The sequence below is a fragment of the Comamonas sp. w2-DMI genome (assembly GCF_040187735.1).
Taxonomy (GTDB): domain Bacteria; phylum Pseudomonadota; class Gammaproteobacteria; order Burkholderiales; family Burkholderiaceae_C; genus Comamonas; species Comamonas terrae.
Map to the genome: position 1 here is coordinate 119,004 of NZ_JBANEL010000015.1, position 14,736 is coordinate 133,739.

15 protein-coding genes are annotated in these 14,736 nt (G+C 67.9%); 4 read left to right on the forward strand and 11 right to left on the reverse strand.

Annotated elements, in window-relative coordinates:
* Positions 1 to 517: 517 nt before the first annotated feature.
* Positions 518 to 1,525: a zinc-dependent alcohol dehydrogenase family protein gene (locus V8Z74_RS16355; RefSeq protein WP_349710199.1), complete on the reverse strand. Its 1,008-nt coding sequence runs from the start codon at positions 1,523 to 1,525 to the stop codon at positions 518 to 520.
* A 155-nt stretch (positions 1,526 to 1,680) separates the two neighbouring features.
* Here V8Z74_RS16355 and V8Z74_RS16360 point away from each other — a divergent pair, with 155 nt between their 5' ends.
* Positions 1,681 to 2,076 (forward strand): winged helix-turn-helix transcriptional regulator, encoded by a 396-nt coding sequence (locus V8Z74_RS16360; RefSeq protein WP_349710201.1) that lies wholly within the window; start codon positions 1,681 to 1,683, stop codon positions 2,074 to 2,076.
* Positions 2,077 to 2,158: 82 nt separating this feature from the next.
* On the opposite strand, the gene ycaC is transcribed toward V8Z74_RS16360, so the two are convergent.
* Together ycaC and V8Z74_RS16370 are read right to left on the reverse strand one after the other, a co-directional pair.
* A complete protein-coding gene (ycaC, locus tag V8Z74_RS16365) occupies positions 2,159 to 2,791 on the reverse strand; it encodes an isochorismate family cysteine hydrolase YcaC (RefSeq protein WP_066474135.1) in 633 nt (210 codons plus the stop codon).
* A 104-nt stretch (positions 2,792 to 2,895) separates the two neighbouring features.
* Positions 2,896 to 3,801, reverse strand: a complete 906-nt coding sequence (locus V8Z74_RS16370; RefSeq protein WP_349710203.1) for a pirin family protein — start codon at positions 3,799 to 3,801, stop codon at positions 2,896 to 2,898.
* A gap of 131 nt (positions 3,802 to 3,932) precedes the next feature.
* Between V8Z74_RS16370 and V8Z74_RS16375 the strand changes: the two genes are divergently transcribed.
* On the forward strand, positions 3,933 to 4,844 hold the full coding sequence (locus V8Z74_RS16375) for a LysR family transcriptional regulator (protein ID WP_349710205.1): 912 nt from the start codon (positions 3,933 to 3,935) through the stop codon (positions 4,842 to 4,844).
* 15 nt (positions 4,845 to 4,859) lie between these two features.
* Here the strand turns inward: V8Z74_RS16375 and V8Z74_RS16380 are convergent, their stop codons facing one another.
* On the reverse strand, positions 4,860 to 5,357 hold the full coding sequence (locus V8Z74_RS16380; protein ID WP_349710207.1) for a glutathione peroxidase: 498 nt from the start codon (positions 5,355 to 5,357) through the stop codon (positions 4,860 to 4,862).
* A 186-nt stretch (positions 5,358 to 5,543) separates the two neighbouring features.
* Between V8Z74_RS16380 and V8Z74_RS16385 the strand changes: the two genes are divergently transcribed.
* A complete protein-coding gene (locus tag V8Z74_RS16385) occupies positions 5,544 to 6,107 on the forward strand; it encodes a ferritin-like domain-containing protein (RefSeq protein WP_066474142.1) in 564 nt (187 codons plus the stop codon).
* 124 nt (positions 6,108 to 6,231) lie between these two features.
* Here the strand turns inward: V8Z74_RS16385 and V8Z74_RS16390 are convergent, their stop codons facing one another.
* Positions 6,232 to 6,828, reverse strand: coding sequence for a hypothetical protein (locus tag V8Z74_RS16390; RefSeq protein ID WP_349710209.1), 597 nt, complete (start codon positions 6,826 to 6,828; stop codon positions 6,232 to 6,234).
* Between the two features lie 241 nt (positions 6,829 to 7,069).
* Between V8Z74_RS16390 and V8Z74_RS16395 the strand changes: the two genes are divergently transcribed.
* Positions 7,070 to 9,664, forward strand: coding sequence for a penicillin-binding protein 1A (locus V8Z74_RS16395; protein WP_349710211.1), 2,595 nt, complete (start codon positions 7,070 to 7,072; stop codon positions 9,662 to 9,664).
* A gap of 230 nt (positions 9,665 to 9,894) precedes the next feature.
* Here the strand turns inward: V8Z74_RS16395 and V8Z74_RS16400 are convergent, their stop codons facing one another.
* From V8Z74_RS16400 to V8Z74_RS16425, 6 genes are all read right to left on the reverse strand, one after another.
* A complete protein-coding gene (locus tag V8Z74_RS16400; protein ID WP_008786880.1) occupies positions 9,895 to 10,137 on the reverse strand; it encodes a DUF2274 domain-containing protein in 243 nt (80 codons plus the stop codon).
* Positions 10,134 to 11,408, reverse strand: a complete 1,275-nt coding sequence (locus V8Z74_RS16405) for a TraB/TrbI/VirB10 family type IV secretion system protein (RefSeq protein WP_349710213.1) — start codon at positions 11,406 to 11,408, stop codon at positions 10,134 to 10,136. The genes V8Z74_RS16400 and V8Z74_RS16405 overlap by 4 nt, the downstream gene beginning before the upstream one ends.
* Positions 11,409 to 11,410: 2 nt before the next feature.
* Positions 11,411 to 12,418 carry a P-type conjugative transfer protein TrbG gene (gene trbG, locus V8Z74_RS16410; RefSeq protein WP_349710215.1) on the reverse strand — a complete coding sequence of 336 codons (1,008 nt, stop codon included), beginning with the start codon at positions 12,416 to 12,418 and terminating at the stop codon, positions 11,411 to 11,413.
* Positions 12,415 to 13,119, reverse strand: a complete 705-nt coding sequence (gene trbF, locus V8Z74_RS16415; RefSeq protein ID WP_008786883.1) for a conjugal transfer protein TrbF — start codon at positions 13,117 to 13,119, stop codon at positions 12,415 to 12,417. The genes trbG and trbF overlap by 4 nt, the downstream gene beginning before the upstream one ends.
* Before the next feature lie 24 nt (positions 13,120 to 13,143).
* Complete coding sequence (gene trbL / locus V8Z74_RS16420; RefSeq protein ID WP_349710217.1) at positions 13,144 to 14,514, reverse strand: P-type conjugative transfer protein TrbL; 1,371 nt, start codon at positions 14,512 to 14,514, stop codon at positions 13,144 to 13,146.
* A partial coding sequence (locus tag V8Z74_RS16425; protein ID WP_349710219.1) for a hypothetical protein occupies positions 14,511 to 14,736 on the reverse strand: 226 nt, incomplete at its 5' end. The genes V8Z74_RS16425 and trbL, both read right to left, overlap by 4 nt.

The following is a 14,736-nucleotide window of genomic DNA, read 5'->3' on the forward strand; positions in this document are numbered from 1 at the left end:
GCGCCCCAGCTCGACTTCGCGCTGCGCTCGAACAAACGGGCGCAAGTCAAAGGACGATGCAACGCTGTCCTGCGGTAGCGTTGCCCGCGGCCTGAACCGGGTGCCGCAGGCGCAGACAAAAGGGGAAATGCGGACGGCCTGCGGCAGCAGTGACGAGGATGTTGGGGTGTTGATTCAAGGCGGGCCGCGCAGCGGCAAAGCGCAGGCCAGGCCGAGCGCAGTGATGGCCCGAATGGATGTTCCCCCCTTGTGCTCGCGCCTGCCCCGTAGCGCAGCGAAGGGCCGCGGGCAATTGGGGCGTGTTCTTGGCCTACCTTCTTGCACGAGCAAGAAGGTAGGTCGCCTGCCGGGGCGAGTCCCGGCCTCGGAAAGAAAGCGCTCAACAGCATCGAAAAACAGAGCGCATACCCACGCCCAATAATGGTTTTGAGCCATTTCCTCCATTTACCGCCGCGCCCCTCATCCCTGCCTTCTCCTTCTCCCGGACCGAGAAGGAGTCAGCCATACGGACAGCCCCTCAGTAATGCAGGCAGATTTTGCCGAAGTGCTGGCCGGCCTTCTGGCGCGCAAAGGCCTCTGCCATCTGCGCCAGCGGGTAGCGGCTGTCGATCACGGGGCGCCAGGCGAACTGTTCGAGCGCGCGCACCATGTCCTGCTGCTGTTCGCGGCTGCCGACGATCAGGCCCTTGAGGGTCTGCTGCTTGCGCATCAGCTCCACGGTGGGCACGTCGCCCGCAAAGCCGGTGAGCACGCCGATCAGCGCGATATGGCCGCCGGGCCGGCAGGCGCGGATGGACTGGGGCAAGGTGGCCGGGCCGCCCACCTCGACCACGATGTCGGCGCCACGTCCGTCCGTGGCGGCCAGCACGGCATCGCCCCACTGCGGCGTGTCCTGGTAGTTGATGACGGCGTCGGCGCCCAGGGCCAGCAGCTTTTCCTTCTTGGCCGCGCTGGAGGTGGTGGCGATCACGCGCGCGCCCATGCTTTTGGCCATCTGCAGCGCAAAGATGGAGACGCCGCCCGTGCCCAGCACGAGCACGGTGTCGCCGGACCGGATGCCCCCGTCCACCACCAGCGCGCGCCAGGCGGTGAGGCCCGCCGTGGTCAGCGTGGCCGCTTCCTCGTGCGAGTAGCCCCGGGGCGCATGGGTGAAGGCCGTGGCCGGCATGTTGACCAGCTCGCGCGCAAAGCCGTCCACGCCGTCGCCGGGCACGCGCTTGAAGTCGAAGGGCACCTGGCCGCCGGACTGCCACTGCGGGAAGAAGCAGGAGACCACGGCGTCGCCCACGGCGAATTCGTCCACGCCCGCGCCCACGGCGGTGACGACGCCGGCGCCGTCGGCCATGGGAATGCGGCCGTCGGGCGCGCCCGCGCGGCCCAGCACCACGCCCAGGTCGTGGTAGTTGAGCGAGCTGGCATGGATGCGCACCTGGATCTCGCCGGCCTGCGGCGCTTCAGGCGCGGGCAGGTCGACCAGGCGCAGGAAGTCCAGGCCACCGGGTTGCTGCAGTTGTATGGCTTTCATGGCGGTTGTTTCCTCAAAGCATGTTGAAAAACGGATGCCTGCATGGTGCATTCAATAGGTGTTCCACGCCAGAACCAACATATTTGTTCGGTAGTATTAAAAATGTAAGTAACGCGCCCGGGCCCTATGCTGGGGCAGGACAGGGGGGTAAAGTCATGAAACGTTTGAACGGCAAGAGCGGCTGCGCGGTGGAGGTGACGCTGTCGGTGATGGGCGGCACGTGGAAGCCCATCATCCTGTTCCATCTGCTGCACGGCAAGAAGCGCTTCAGCGAGCTGAGCCGCACCATCGGCGCCATCACCCAGCGCATGCTCACGCTGCAGCTGCGCGAGCTCGAGGAAGCAGGCATCGTGGAGCGCACCGTCCATGCCGAGGTGCCGCCGCGCGTGGACTATGCGCTGACCGCGCTGGGCCGCTCGCTGGAGCCCGTGCTGATCGCCATGCGCAACTGGGGCACGGCCTACGCGCGCGACCATCTGCACGAGGATGCGGTGCAGGCCAGTTGCGCGCAGGACGATGGCAGGAATCCGCCCCGGGCCCAGGCGGCATAGGCGCTGGGCGCTATCGAATTGCAGTCATGCAAAAAGCCCGCAGGCCGGGGCGGTCTGCGGGCTTTGGCGCGCCGAAAGCAGCTTACTTCCGGGCGGCGGTCAGCGTGCTGTAGCTGTTCATCAGGTTGCGGTAGTCGGGGATGTGGTTGGAGAACAGCGTGCCCAGGCCCTCGATGTCGTTGCGCCAGTCGCGGTGCAGCTCGCAGGCCGCGCCGAACCAGGTCATGAGTTGGGCGCCGGCCTGCTCCATGCGGCTCCAGGCGGCCTGCTGGGTCATGCTGTTGAAGGTGCCCGAGGCGTCGGCGATCACGAACACCTCGAAGCCTTCGGCCAGGGCCGACAGCACGGGAAAGGCCACGCAGACCTCGGTCACCACGCCGGCGACGATGAGCTGCTTCTTGCCCGTGGCCTTGACGGCCTTGACGAAGTCCTCGTTGTCCCAGGCGTTGATCTGGCCGGGGCGGGCAATGTAGGGCGCCGTGGGGAATTTCTCCTTGAGCTCGGGCACCAGCGGGCCGTTGGGCCCGTTCTCGAAGCTGGTGGTCAGTATGGTCGGCAGCTTGAAGTACTCGGCCATGTCGGCCAGGGCCAGCACGTTGTTCTTGAACTTGTCGGGGTCGATGTCGCGCACCAGGGACAGCAGGCCGGTCTGGTGGTCCACCAGCAGCACGGCGGCGTTGTCCTTGTCTAGGCGGACGTAGGGTTTGTTGCTCATGGCGATCTCCTTGGGTTTGGCGGTTGGAAAGGAACAGGGAAGCAAGAGGGGTTGCTACGCGGCCGGCAGGGCCGGCCGCGTGCCGGGAGCCGCTTCAGGGGCTCTCAGTGGTTGAGCGCGGCCTCGGGCGCATTGCGCCCGCCGGCCGGTATGCGGCCGAACTGGCCGCTGCGGAAGTCCTCCAGCGCCTGCCGGATTTCCTCGTCGCTGTTCATGACGAACGGGCCGTAGCCGACCACGGGCTCGTCGATCGGCTCGCCCGCCAGCCACAGCAGCGTGGCGTCATTGTTGGCTTCCAGGTGCACGGTGTCCGCGGCGCGGTCCATGTGCACCAGCTGGCCGGCGCGGGCCACCTCCTGCCCGTTGACCAGCACCGTGCCGTGCAGCACCACCAGCGCCAGCGTGTGGCCGGGCGGTGCCGCAAGCTCGGTGGAGGCTCCGGCATGGAGCCGCACATCCCACACATCGATGGGCGTGAAGGTCCTGGCCGGCCCCTTGCTGCCAAGGTAGTCACCGGCGATGACGCGCAGATGACCCGCGCCGCCCGGCAGCGCCACCTGCGGGATGTCGGCATTGAGCAGGTTCTGGTAACCGGGGGCGGACATCTTGTCCCTGGCCGGCAGGTTGACCCACAGCTGCACCATCTCCAGCGGGCCGCCGCTCCTGGCAAAGGCTTCGGAGTGGTATTCCTCGTGCAGGATGCCCGAGGCCGCCGTCATCCACTGCACGTCGCCGGGGCCGATGGTGCCGCCGGCGCCCGTGGAATCGCGGTGGGCCACCTCGCCCTCGTAGACGATGGTCACGGTCTCGAAGCCGCGGTGCGGGTGCGTGCCCACGCCGCGCCGCGCCGTGGTGGGTGTGAAGTTCTGCGGGCCGGCATGGTCCAGCAGCAGGAAGGGGCTCAGGGCCTTGCCGTGGTCGCCGTAGCTGAACAGCGAACGTACGGGAAAGCCGTTGCCCACCCAGTGGGGGCGCGGGGCTTCGTAGACACCCAGGATTTTCTTGAGCATGGTGTTTCTCCTTGCGGCTGGCCTGCGGTCCCTGTGGAAACGCCAGGCGTTGAACATGGAGAAAGTATGAATTTGGAACGATAACCTGGGTAGTCCACAATATTCAGCTTCAGAGTTCCATTTTTAAAACGATGAAGCTGCCAGACCTCAACGAGCTGTACTACTTCGCCCAGGTGGTGGAGCACGGCGGATTCGCACCTGCGGGCCGCGCCCTGGGCCTGCCCAAGTCCAAGCTCAGCCGCCGCGTGGCCCTGCTGGAAGAGCGCCTGGGCACGCAGCTGCTGCTGCGCTCCACGCGCAGCTTTGCCGTGACCGAGGTGGGCAAGCGCTACTACCAGCACTGCCGCGCCATGCTGACCGAGGCCGAGGCGGCCGAGGAGTCCGTGGCGCTCGCGCATGCGGAACCCTGCGGCATGGTGCGCATGAGCTGCCCCGTGGCCCTGCTGGCGTCGCGCGTGGGCCGCATGCTGGGCGAATTCATGCGCCAGTACCCGCGCGTGCAGCTGCAGGTGGACGAAACCAACCGGCGCGTGGACGTGATCGGCGAAGGGCTGGACCTAGCCCTGCGCGTGCGCCCGCCGCCGCTGCAGGACAGCGACCTGGTGCTGCGCACGCTGGCCGAGCGCCGGCAATGCCTGGTGGCCGCGCCCGGGCTGCTGCAGCGCATGGGCGCGCCCGCCGGACCCATGGACCTGTCGGGCTGGCCCAGCCTGGACATGGGCGGTGCGCAGGAAACCCACCGCTGGGTGCTGTTCGGGCCCGATGCCGTGCGCGCCGAGGTGCGGCACCAGCCGCGCCTGGTGACCCAGTCCATGCTGGCGCTTCGCGATGCGGCCCTGCTGGGCGCCGGCGTGGTGCAGCTGCCCGGCATGTTCGTGCGCGAGGACCTGCGCAGCGGCGCGCTGGTGCAGGTGCTGCCGGGCTGGGAGCCGCGGCCCGAGATCATCCACGCCGTCTACGCCTCGCGCCGCGGCCAGCTGCCGGCCGTGCGCGCGCTGCTGGACCACCTGGCCCTGCAGTTCAAGGCGCTGCAGGAGGAATAAGGCGGGCCGGGCCGGCTACGCGGCCAGCGCGGCCTCGATGTCGGCGGCCAGCTTCTCGGGCCGATCCTGGGGCGCGTAGCGGCGTATCACCTGGCCGTCGCGGCCCACGAGGAACTTGGTGAAGTTCCATTTGATGGACCGGGTGCCCAGCACGCCCGGCGCTTCGCTGGTCAGCCAGCGGTACAGCGGATGGGCGCCGGCGCCGTTGACCTCGATCTTGTGCATGAGCGGGAAGGTGACGCCGAAGTTCAGGTCGCAGAAGCTGGCGATTTCCTCGTCCGAGCCCTTTTCCTGCGCGCCGAACTGGTTGCACGGAAAGCCCAGCACCACCAGGCCGCGCTCCGCATACCGCTCGTGCAGGGCCTGCAGACCCTTGTATTGCGGCGTGAAGCCGCAGGCGCTGGCCGTGTTGACGATGAGCAGCACCTTGTCGCGGTAGGCGCTCAGGGATACCGGCTGGCCGGCGATGCCGGTGGCTTCGAAGTCGTAGACCGAACTGGCGGATGCAGCCATGGCGTTCCTCGTGGCAGTCGCTGAAAGCCTCCAGCTTACGCCAATGGTCCACACCGGCCATCCCCCTGGTCAGGCAGGCTTATGAGGACTTGTCTCACAGACAGTACCGGCAAAGCGGCCTAATTTCAGAGTTCCAGCAGGCCGCAACGACCTGCGGCTTTTCTCCATCACCAACGAAAGCCACGCATGAACGCAACTGCCGACAAGAAAACCGCGGCGTCCGTCCCGCATCAGCCGCTCGAACTGGACCAGCAAGCCCTGGAGCGCGCCAAGCGCAGTCTGGAGGACGGCGCCGTCGTGGAAGAGCACAGCCCCTGGCGGGAGGACATCATCAAGCTGCTCAACGACGCGCTGGCCACCGAACTGGTCTGCGTACTGCGCTACAAGCGCCACCATTTCACGGCCACGGGGCTGTCCTCGCCCGCGATCGCGGAAGAATTCCTGGTCCATGCCAACGAAGAACAGGCCCATGCGGACCGCATTGCCACGCGCATCGTGCAGCTGGGCGGCGAACCCGACTTCAATCCCGACAGCCTGAGCGGCCGCAGCCATGCCGACTACAACGACGAGCTGGACCTGCAGGCCATGATCCGGACCAACCTGATTGCCGAGCGCGTGGCCATCGAGGCCTACTCGCAGATGATCGAGCTGATCGGCGACAAGGACCCGTCCACGCGCCGCCTGATCGAGTCCATCCTCGAGCAGGAGCAGGAGCACGCCGACGAGCTGTCCGACTGGATGCAGAAATAAGCGCCCAGGCTCATGAAAAAAGGCGCCGACCCCGCAGAGGGACCGGCGCCTTTTTTCATCGCCGGGCTACCCCGGCATGAAACGTGCCCCGCGCAGGGGCGCGAGGGATGCCTTCATGGCAACCTTATTGCTGCACGCAGCTGCCCTGGTTCTTCTCGAGCTGGGCCTTGGGCCACAGGTAGATGTTGTCCAGCTTCTCGGTCTGGCCGTTGGCCTCCAGCGGCAGCAGGCCGGGCAGGGCCTTGCAGCCGGCATCGGCGGCGGCCGGGGCGATCAGCGCGGCCTTGGGCGCGAAGCTGAAGCTTTCCTTCTTCTTTTCCTCCTTGTTCTGGAACACCACGTTCACCTGGCCCTTGGCAACGCGCCAGCTGCCGTGCATCACAAAGGGCTTGCCGTCCTTGCCGGGCTCCTCCCAGGTGGCGCGGCCGTTCTTGAGGAACTTCACGGTGACATTGGCGCCACCCTCGTTCCAGCTCGCATAGGTCTGCGGCGCAAAGCGCGCGGCACGCGCATTCTGGTTGGCCTCGGCAATGGCCTGGCGGCGCTGCTGCTGGGCGGCATCGGTTTCGGCCTGGGCCTTGGCGGCAGCCTGGGCCGCAGCGTCGGCCTGGGCCTGGGTTGCGGCATCCGCGCCCTCGGGCTGGCCGGGCGCGCTGGTGCAGGCGCCCAGTGCCAGGGCGGCGGCGATGGCGGCGAAATAGGCGGACTGTTTGAATTTCATATCTGGTCTCCCGTGAAAACTGCCGCAGCATACGCCGGAGCCGCAGGCCGCCATAGGGGCTTTGGCGTGTTTGCAACCGTCGGCGGCATGAAACGAAACTGTCCTATTGCCAATACCGGGGCTGAGTCCATAGAAAAGCCGGGGCCGCCAAGCACAACGCCTGTTTTTTGGGCATTCTTGGCGGCTTCGCCAATTCGCGGCCTGCGGGCCGCCCTACAACGTGCGTCTGTTCCTGAACGAATTGAAAGAGAAATGGGGTCCGCGCGCTGCGGCGCTGTGGTCGCGGCTGCGCGCCAGCGGCCCGGGCCGGCGCATTGCCGCCCTGCCCTGGTGGCACCGCTGGCCCACGCGGCGCGAGTGGCTGCGGCTGGCCGCGGCGCTGCCGCTGCTGTTCGCGCTCTATGTGCTGTGCCTGATACCGTTCACGCCCAGCATCAGCGACATCCGCAAGGCCAAGCAGGAGCAGCCCGCGCAGATCATGAGCGCGGACGGCAAGCTCATCGGCGAGTTCAAGCGCAGCAACCGCCAGTGGGTGCCGCTGGACCAGATCGCGCCGTCGGTGGTGCAGGCCCTGGTGGCCACCGAGGACCACCGCTTCTACGAGCACCACGGCATGGACTTCAAGCGCACCATGGGTTCGCTCGTCCTCACGCTGCAGGGCAAGCCGCAGGGCGGCTCCACCATCACCCAGCAGCTGGCGCGCAACCTCTACCCGACCGAGATCGGCCGCGCGCGCAACCTCAACCGCAAGCTCAAGGAGGCGATCACGGCCTTCAAGATCGAGGCGCTCTACACCAAGGACGAGATCCTCGAGACCTATCTGAACACCGTGCCCTTTCTCTACAACGCCTACGGCATAGAGATGGCTTCGCGCACCTATTTCGACAAGCCCGCGGCCAGGCTCACGGTGCTGGAAAGCGCCACGCTGGTGGGCATGCTCAAGGGCAATGCCTACTACAACCCCGTGCTCAACCCGGACCGCGCGCTGTCGCGCCGCAACACGGTGATGGCGCAGATGGTCAAGCGCGGCGAGCTCCAGCAGGCCGAGTTCGAGCGCCTGAGCAAGCGCCCGATGCGGCTGAACTTCGAGCGCCAGGAAGAGCCCGCAGGCATGGCCCCGCACTTCGCGCAGCAGCTGCGCAAATGGCTGATCGCCTGGGCCGACGCGCATGACTACAACATCTATGCCGACGGCCTGGTGGTCCGCACCACCATCGACTCGCGCCTGCAGGCCTGGGCCAACCAGGCCGTGGAGCGCCAGATGCGCACGCTGCAGGGCGTGGCCAACAGCGGCTGGAGCCAGGCCGGCGGCTGGAATGCCGCCAACCCCTTGGTGCAGCAGCTGGTGCGCGAGAGCGAGCCCTACCGCCGGCTGCGCGCCAAGGGCGACAGCGAGGACGGCGCGCTCAAGGCCGTGCTGGCCGACAAGGCCTTCATGAAGAGCCTGCGCGAGGACAAGACGCGCGTGCAGGCCGGCTTCGTGGCCATGGATCCACGCACCTCGGCCGTGCTGGCCTGGGTGGGCAGCCGCGACTATGCGCAGGACGCGTTCGACCACGTGGCCCAGGCGCGCCGCCAGCCGGGCTCCACCTTCAAGCCCTTCGTCTACGGCGCGGTGCTGCAGCAGGGCGCCCATCCCGAGGACACGCGCAAGGACGAGGAAGTCGAGATCAAGCTGCCCGGCGGCGAAGTCTGGCGCCCCACCGATGCCGTGGCGCCGACCGGAGAGCCCATCACGCTGACCGACGCCCTGGCCTACTCCAAGAACACGGTCACGGCCGAACTCATGCAGGACGTGGGCGCCAACCGCGTGATCCGCCTGGCGCGCGCGCTGGGCGTGCGCCAGAGTTCGCTGGAGGCCGTGCCGGCCCTGGCCCTGGGCGCCAGTCCGGTCACGCTGCTGGAAATGGTGAACGCCTACGGCAGCCTGGCCAACGCCGGCCGCTACATCCCGCCGCAGCTGGTGACGCGCATCGAAAACAGCGACGGCGAGGTGCTGGCCGAATTCGCGCCGCCCAAGCCCGAACAGGCCTGGGACGAGGAGCACAACTACCAGCTCGTGGACATGATGCGCGCCGTGGTCAACAAGGGCACGGGCCGCGCCATACGCCAGCGCTACGGCATACGCGCCGACGTGGCCGGCAAGACCGGCACCACCCAGGGCAATGCCGACGGCTGGTTCATCCTCATGCACCCGCAGATCGTGGCCGGCGCCTGGGCCGGCTTCAACGATGCACGCATCACCCTGCGCAGCGACCAGTGGGGCCAGGGCGCGCGCAGTGCCCTGCCCATGGTGGGCGACTTCATGGCGCGCGCGCTGCGCAGCCCGCTGCTCAATGCCAAGGCGCATTTCGCCTCGCCCGAGACCTCGCACTGGTGGAGCGATTTCGTGGACCGCCTGCGCGACAGGATGCAGCAGTGGACGGGCTCCGGCAGCGACGAGGAGCCGGACGGGCATGCATCTCCGGCACCGGGCAAGCGCCCCCCGGCCTCCGCGCCCGCGCCTGAACCGGAGCCCGACTCCGGGATCGAGGAAAGCACGCCGGCGCTGCCGCCATCCAGGGCGCCGGCTCCGCCGCCACCTGCCGACAATGCACAGCCGCCCGACCTCGACACCAGCCCGGGGCTGGCGCCCGGCGACAACACGCCGCCCCCCCCAGGCCGCGGGGCAGGCTCCGCCCGGCTGGAGCGACATCGGCACGCCGCTGCCGCCGCTGCAGCCCGCGCCGGCGCAGAATCGGCCATGAGCCGCCCGTGTACCGCCCCGCAAAAAAGTTCTGGTGTCAAGTCCTTTGTGCAAATCACGCAGGACTTGAAACCGTATATGGGACAGTAGGTTAGCTCTTTTCTCGGCCACTTTGGCGCGGTGTGGCTTCGTGGGCTAGGAGCCACATAGGAGCGTTGGGAGAGAAAGCCACATCGCACTGTGTCGTGCTGGATTGCCGAGGGACGGCGGGCTTGTCTTGTCATCATAGCCCAGGCGGCTCTTGGCGGCATCCAGAATGAAGAACGCGCAGCCTTGGGCTGCGCGTTCGATGGATGTTGCTGGGCAGGCTTCGAGGGCCATCACGTCGGCTTGGACGGCACGCTCCGCGTCGTGGTGCCCTTCCTGAATCCCCGATCCCCCGCCATGAACGCCTCCAGCATGTGCGGGATCAACTTCTCGGCATCGACGGCCTCGCCATACGCCTGCGCGTGCAGCGCGGCGTAGCGGTCGAGGTCGGCTTTCAAGCTGGCCGGGCAGGCAAAGGTCAGCTTGACGCTCTCGGTCTTGGGCAGCGGCCCTAGCCGCAGTTTCTTCGTGTTCATTGGGAAGCTCCCCGGTTGAAGAACAGCGGCTGGCACGGCCGCAGCACCAGATCCCGGTTCACGATGACGCGAACCGGCAGGCCCGGCCTAATGGTCAGCGTCGGCTGGATGTCCATGTTGCGCCGGGTGATCTCCTGACCCACCTGATTGATGCTGTCCTGGGCGCTGTCGCGCCCCGCGATGACGATGCGGTTGCCGTCCTGGCGGTTCTCTGGCGCGGCCAACTCGGCGCCTACGCCCAGCAGCGTCGTCAGCACGGCGCCCGCGACGATGCGATTCCAATGCCAGTCCACGTCGTCTTCCAGGCCGGCGTAGCCGGCTGGATCGGTGCCGACAAGGTTGTCGAGCGTCAGCGAGGACGTATCGGGCAGGATGACCCGGTTCCACACCACCTGCACGCGGCTCTGCCCGTAGCTGACCTGGCTGTTGTATTTACCCAGGATGCGCGACCCCTGCGGGATCAACAGGAACTTGCCCGTGGCCGAGTCATAGACCGGCTCCGTCACCGTGGCGATCACGTCGCCTGGCAAGTCCGACTTGATGCCCGTCACCAGCGCGCCCGCAATCACCGTTCCGGCCATGACCTGATACGGCGAGGCCGGCATTTTCAGGTTTCCGGAATTGCGGGTTTCCATAGAGCCGCCTTTCAGGAACGCCTCTTTCTGGTCTTGCCGGTTTTGCACAGCTGTCGGATCGGCAGGCTGGGGCGCCGCCGAGGCCGGCCCAGCCGCGAGCGGGTCGAAGGCCGCGAGCGTGTTGGCAGCACCAGGCACACCCGGCGGCGCCACCGTGGCCGTGGCGGCGGCCTGGCCCTGGCCGCCCGAGCGGAAAAACACCGACGAAGCCGCTGCGGCTTCCGCCTCCTTGCGCAAGGCGTCGTTGGGATCGTGGCCGGGGGCCGCGTAAGCGGCCACGGCGGACTGCTGCGAGTTCACGATGGCCGGGCCAAGATCGCCCGGCAGTGGCGGCCCCAGCTCGGGCACCTTCGGCGGCAGCTTCGAGTAGTCGGACGGCAGGCCGTCCAGCCCTTCGGACTTCGAGACGCGATCGACGTTGTAAAGCTCGGTCTGCTCGCCCGCGCCGCGCCGGTGCGGTTGCAATGACCAGATCGTGGCCCCGAGCACGGCGACCGACAGGCCGCCGACGAGGACGGCCAGCGTGCGCCGGTTCAACCGGGTCACGGCACGCGGCTGGGCGCGAAGCGCCACCGCCTCGGGCGCGACCTTGCCTGCCTGCGGCGTGGCGAGGTCGGGGGTGTCGTCTTGGCTCATGGTCAGTTCCTCCCGACCGCGCCTACGACGCCATCCGTGCGCTCGATCCGCACCACGTCGCCCTTGTCCCCGCCCAGGCGCAGTTCGGCCGCGCCGAACAGGCGATCCACGATGTAGTACGGCGAGCGAAAGCGGTAGTTCACCAACTGCCCATCACCCTGCGCGCCGATCACGAACAGCGGCGGCAGTTCGCCTTGCGCGATGCCGGCGGGGAACTGGATATAGACCTTCTGCCCGTCGTCGAAAGCGCGCAGCGGCTTCCACGACGGATTGCTGCCGCCGATCGCGTAGCGAAAGCGCAGGTTCTCCAGCGACAGGCCGCTATCCACCGGCGCGGCGGCGCTGGCCGCTTGCGCCTGGCGCTGCAAGGCCAGCATCCGGTCGCGCGGGTACTCCCAGGACACCGACGCCATCCACGTCTTTTCCGTGGAAGTCAGTTCCAGCAGGTACGTCCTCCGGCTGGTGATGATGACCAGATTGGTCTTGAGGCCCGAGCGGATCGGCTTGACCAGCACGTTGACGCGCAAGTCGGCACCGCTGCCGCTGGACGTGTCGCCCACGATCCAGCGCACGGTATCGCCGGCGGCCACCGTCACCAGCTCCTCGCCCGGCTGCAAGGCAACCATCGTCACCCGGCCCACGGCCGCATAGACCTGATACAGCGCGCCATCGGTGAAGGGCCACACCTGAATCGCGTTGACGTAGCCCTCGCGCGTGGGCGCGACACGCGCCTCGGCATTGGCGCGTGAAACGCGCACCTTCTCGTCGGCCGGCTCGGGCGTGGGCTTGGCGTCCTCGGCCTCGGGTGCCGGCATCAACTGCGCCGGCATCGGCAGCACCTCGGGCACGGCCACAACCTCCACGGGCGCGGGCGGCTCCGGCATCGGCTGGGCCTGCACCGGCACCGGCTCATCGAGCGAGATGGTCGGCGGCGGCTTGCCTTGCGTGGCGCAGCCCGCCAGGGCAACAAGCATCAACGGCAAAGCGTAAAAGCGGAAAGACAGGTTCATGGTTTTGCTCCTTCGGAAGAATCCAGCTCGCGGCTCCAGGAAAGGCCGTTGACGTAGATGCCCAGCGGGTTCTTGCGCAGGCGTTCTTCGGTGCGCGGCGGCTGGAGCACGATGGACACCACGGCCGTCCACCGTTCCAGGCCCGCCGCAGCGCCGTTGACGTAGCGGCGTTCCGTCCAGCGCACGTTGAAAGACGTGTCGCTGGCACGCACGACGCTGGTGATCTGCACCGTCACCGACTCCTTTCCGATGCGCGCGAACGGGTCGTTGACCCGCGCGTAGTCGTTGAGCACGGCCGCGCCTTTGTCGGTCGTGTAGTCGTAGGCGTCCAGCCAGTTCTGGCGGACGACGATGGGGTCGATGGACAGCGAGCGCACCAGCGTCACGAAGCGCGCGATGTGGTGCGCCGTCTGCGCATCGTTGGGCCGGTACGGCGTGGCGGCTTCGCCCACGGCGCGCACCTGGCCCGCGTTGTCCACCTCCACGACGTAGGGCGTGACGATGGATTGCGCCGAGCGCCACACCAGTCCGCCGGCCATCAGCAGCGCGAGCGTGAGGCAGCCGAAGGCCATGAATCGCCAGTTCTTGGCCTGGACGCGGGCCGAGCCGATACGGTCGTCCCACACCTGGCCGGCGGTTTGGTACGGCGTGGCAGGCTGCGGCGTGTCGGCGTAGCGCACCTGCGGTTTCTTGAATCGCATGGTCAGTTCTCCTTGTGAATCGCTTTAGTCATCGGAGCCGCGCAGGCTCGGCCCCTGGCCGGAGCCGCCGCCATCGCCACCGCGCAGTGCGTGGGCGGTGGTGGTCGCGGCGTGGGTGAGTTGCTGGCGGCGATGCAGGCGCTTCGCCCAGGCGGGTTGCTCGGGCGCCTGTGCAGCGGCAGCGCCTGCGGGGGCTTCGCTGGTGGCGGCCTGGCCGGCTGACGCGCCAGCGTCACCGTTCCAGCCCGCGCGGAACGGCGCAGCCATGCGTTGTCCGGCAGCGGAGGCACGGGACGCAGCACCGCGCCCGGCTGCCTGGGCGCCGGTCTTTGCGACATTGCCCAGGCCAGCCATCGCGCCCTTTGCGCCGCCGCCAGCGGCGGCGGAACCAGCCTGGAACGCCGACTTCGCACTGCTGGCCGCCGACGTGGCGGCGCGAGCACCGCTGCCGGCCAGCTTGGCGGCTGCCGGGGCCATGCGAGCGCCAGCAGCCACGGCGCCACCCACGCCCGTCGCGGCGGCGCCGATGGCGACGGCGGTGCCGGCAGCGCCGACAGCAGCACCGGCCATTGCGCCCGCGCCGAGCTGTGGCGCACCGGAGACGAGGCCCGTGGCGATGCCGGGGCCGAAGATCCCAAGCGCCAGCAAGGTGAGCGAGGCCAGCATGATGACCAGCGCATGGTCGATGGACGGCTCGGCGGGATGGACTTGGAACTGAGCGAACAAGCCCGAGCCGATACCGACGATCACGGCCAGCACCAGCACCTTGACGCCGGCGGATACCACGTTGCCCAGCACCTTCTCGGCCAGGAAGCTGGTCTTGTTCCACAGCGCGAACGGCACCAGCACGAAGCCCGCCAGCGTGGTCAGCTTGAATTCGATCAGCGTGATGAAAAGCTGGATCGCCAGCACGAAGAAGCACAACACCACAACCAGCCAGGCGAGGAACATCACCACGATGGGGTCGAGGTTCACGAACACTTCGGGGAAGCCCGCCATCTTGCCGATCTGCTTCAGGATCGGCGCCCCGGCGTCGATGCCGGCTTTCGCCAACCGGCCCGGCTGCAAGAAGTTCCCCATCGTGATGGCCGAGCCGGTGGCGGTGATGCCCAGTCCGGCAAAGGATCGGAAGACGATGCCGGCCAGCCAGTTGAAGTTGTTGATGATGTAGGCGAAGGCACCGACGTAGAGCACCTTGCGCAGCAGCTTGGCGATCACGTCCTCGCCCTGGCCGGTGGCATGGCTCATGGCCCAATACAGGCCGGCGATCGTCATGTCGATGACGATCAGCGTGGCCGTGAGGAACGCCACTTCGCCCCGCAGCAGCCCGAAACCCGAGTCGATGTAGGTGGAAAAGGTGTTCAGGAACTGGTCGATGATGGTCACGTCATTCATGGCGTGTCCTCCCGTTGGGCGGGAACGGCTGGCGCCACGCCATCGGCCGGTTCATCGAAGCTCGGCGGGATCGGCGGCAGGTCGGCCGCCGTCTGGTACTCATCCGGCCCGGCCTCGCCGGAGAAGAAGCGCCGCCGGAAGGCTTCGGCGGCGGCGCGGCAAGCGTCCTCGCCCGTGGCCTGCATGACCTGTTGCGGATGGGCCGCGCATTGCGCGCGCAAT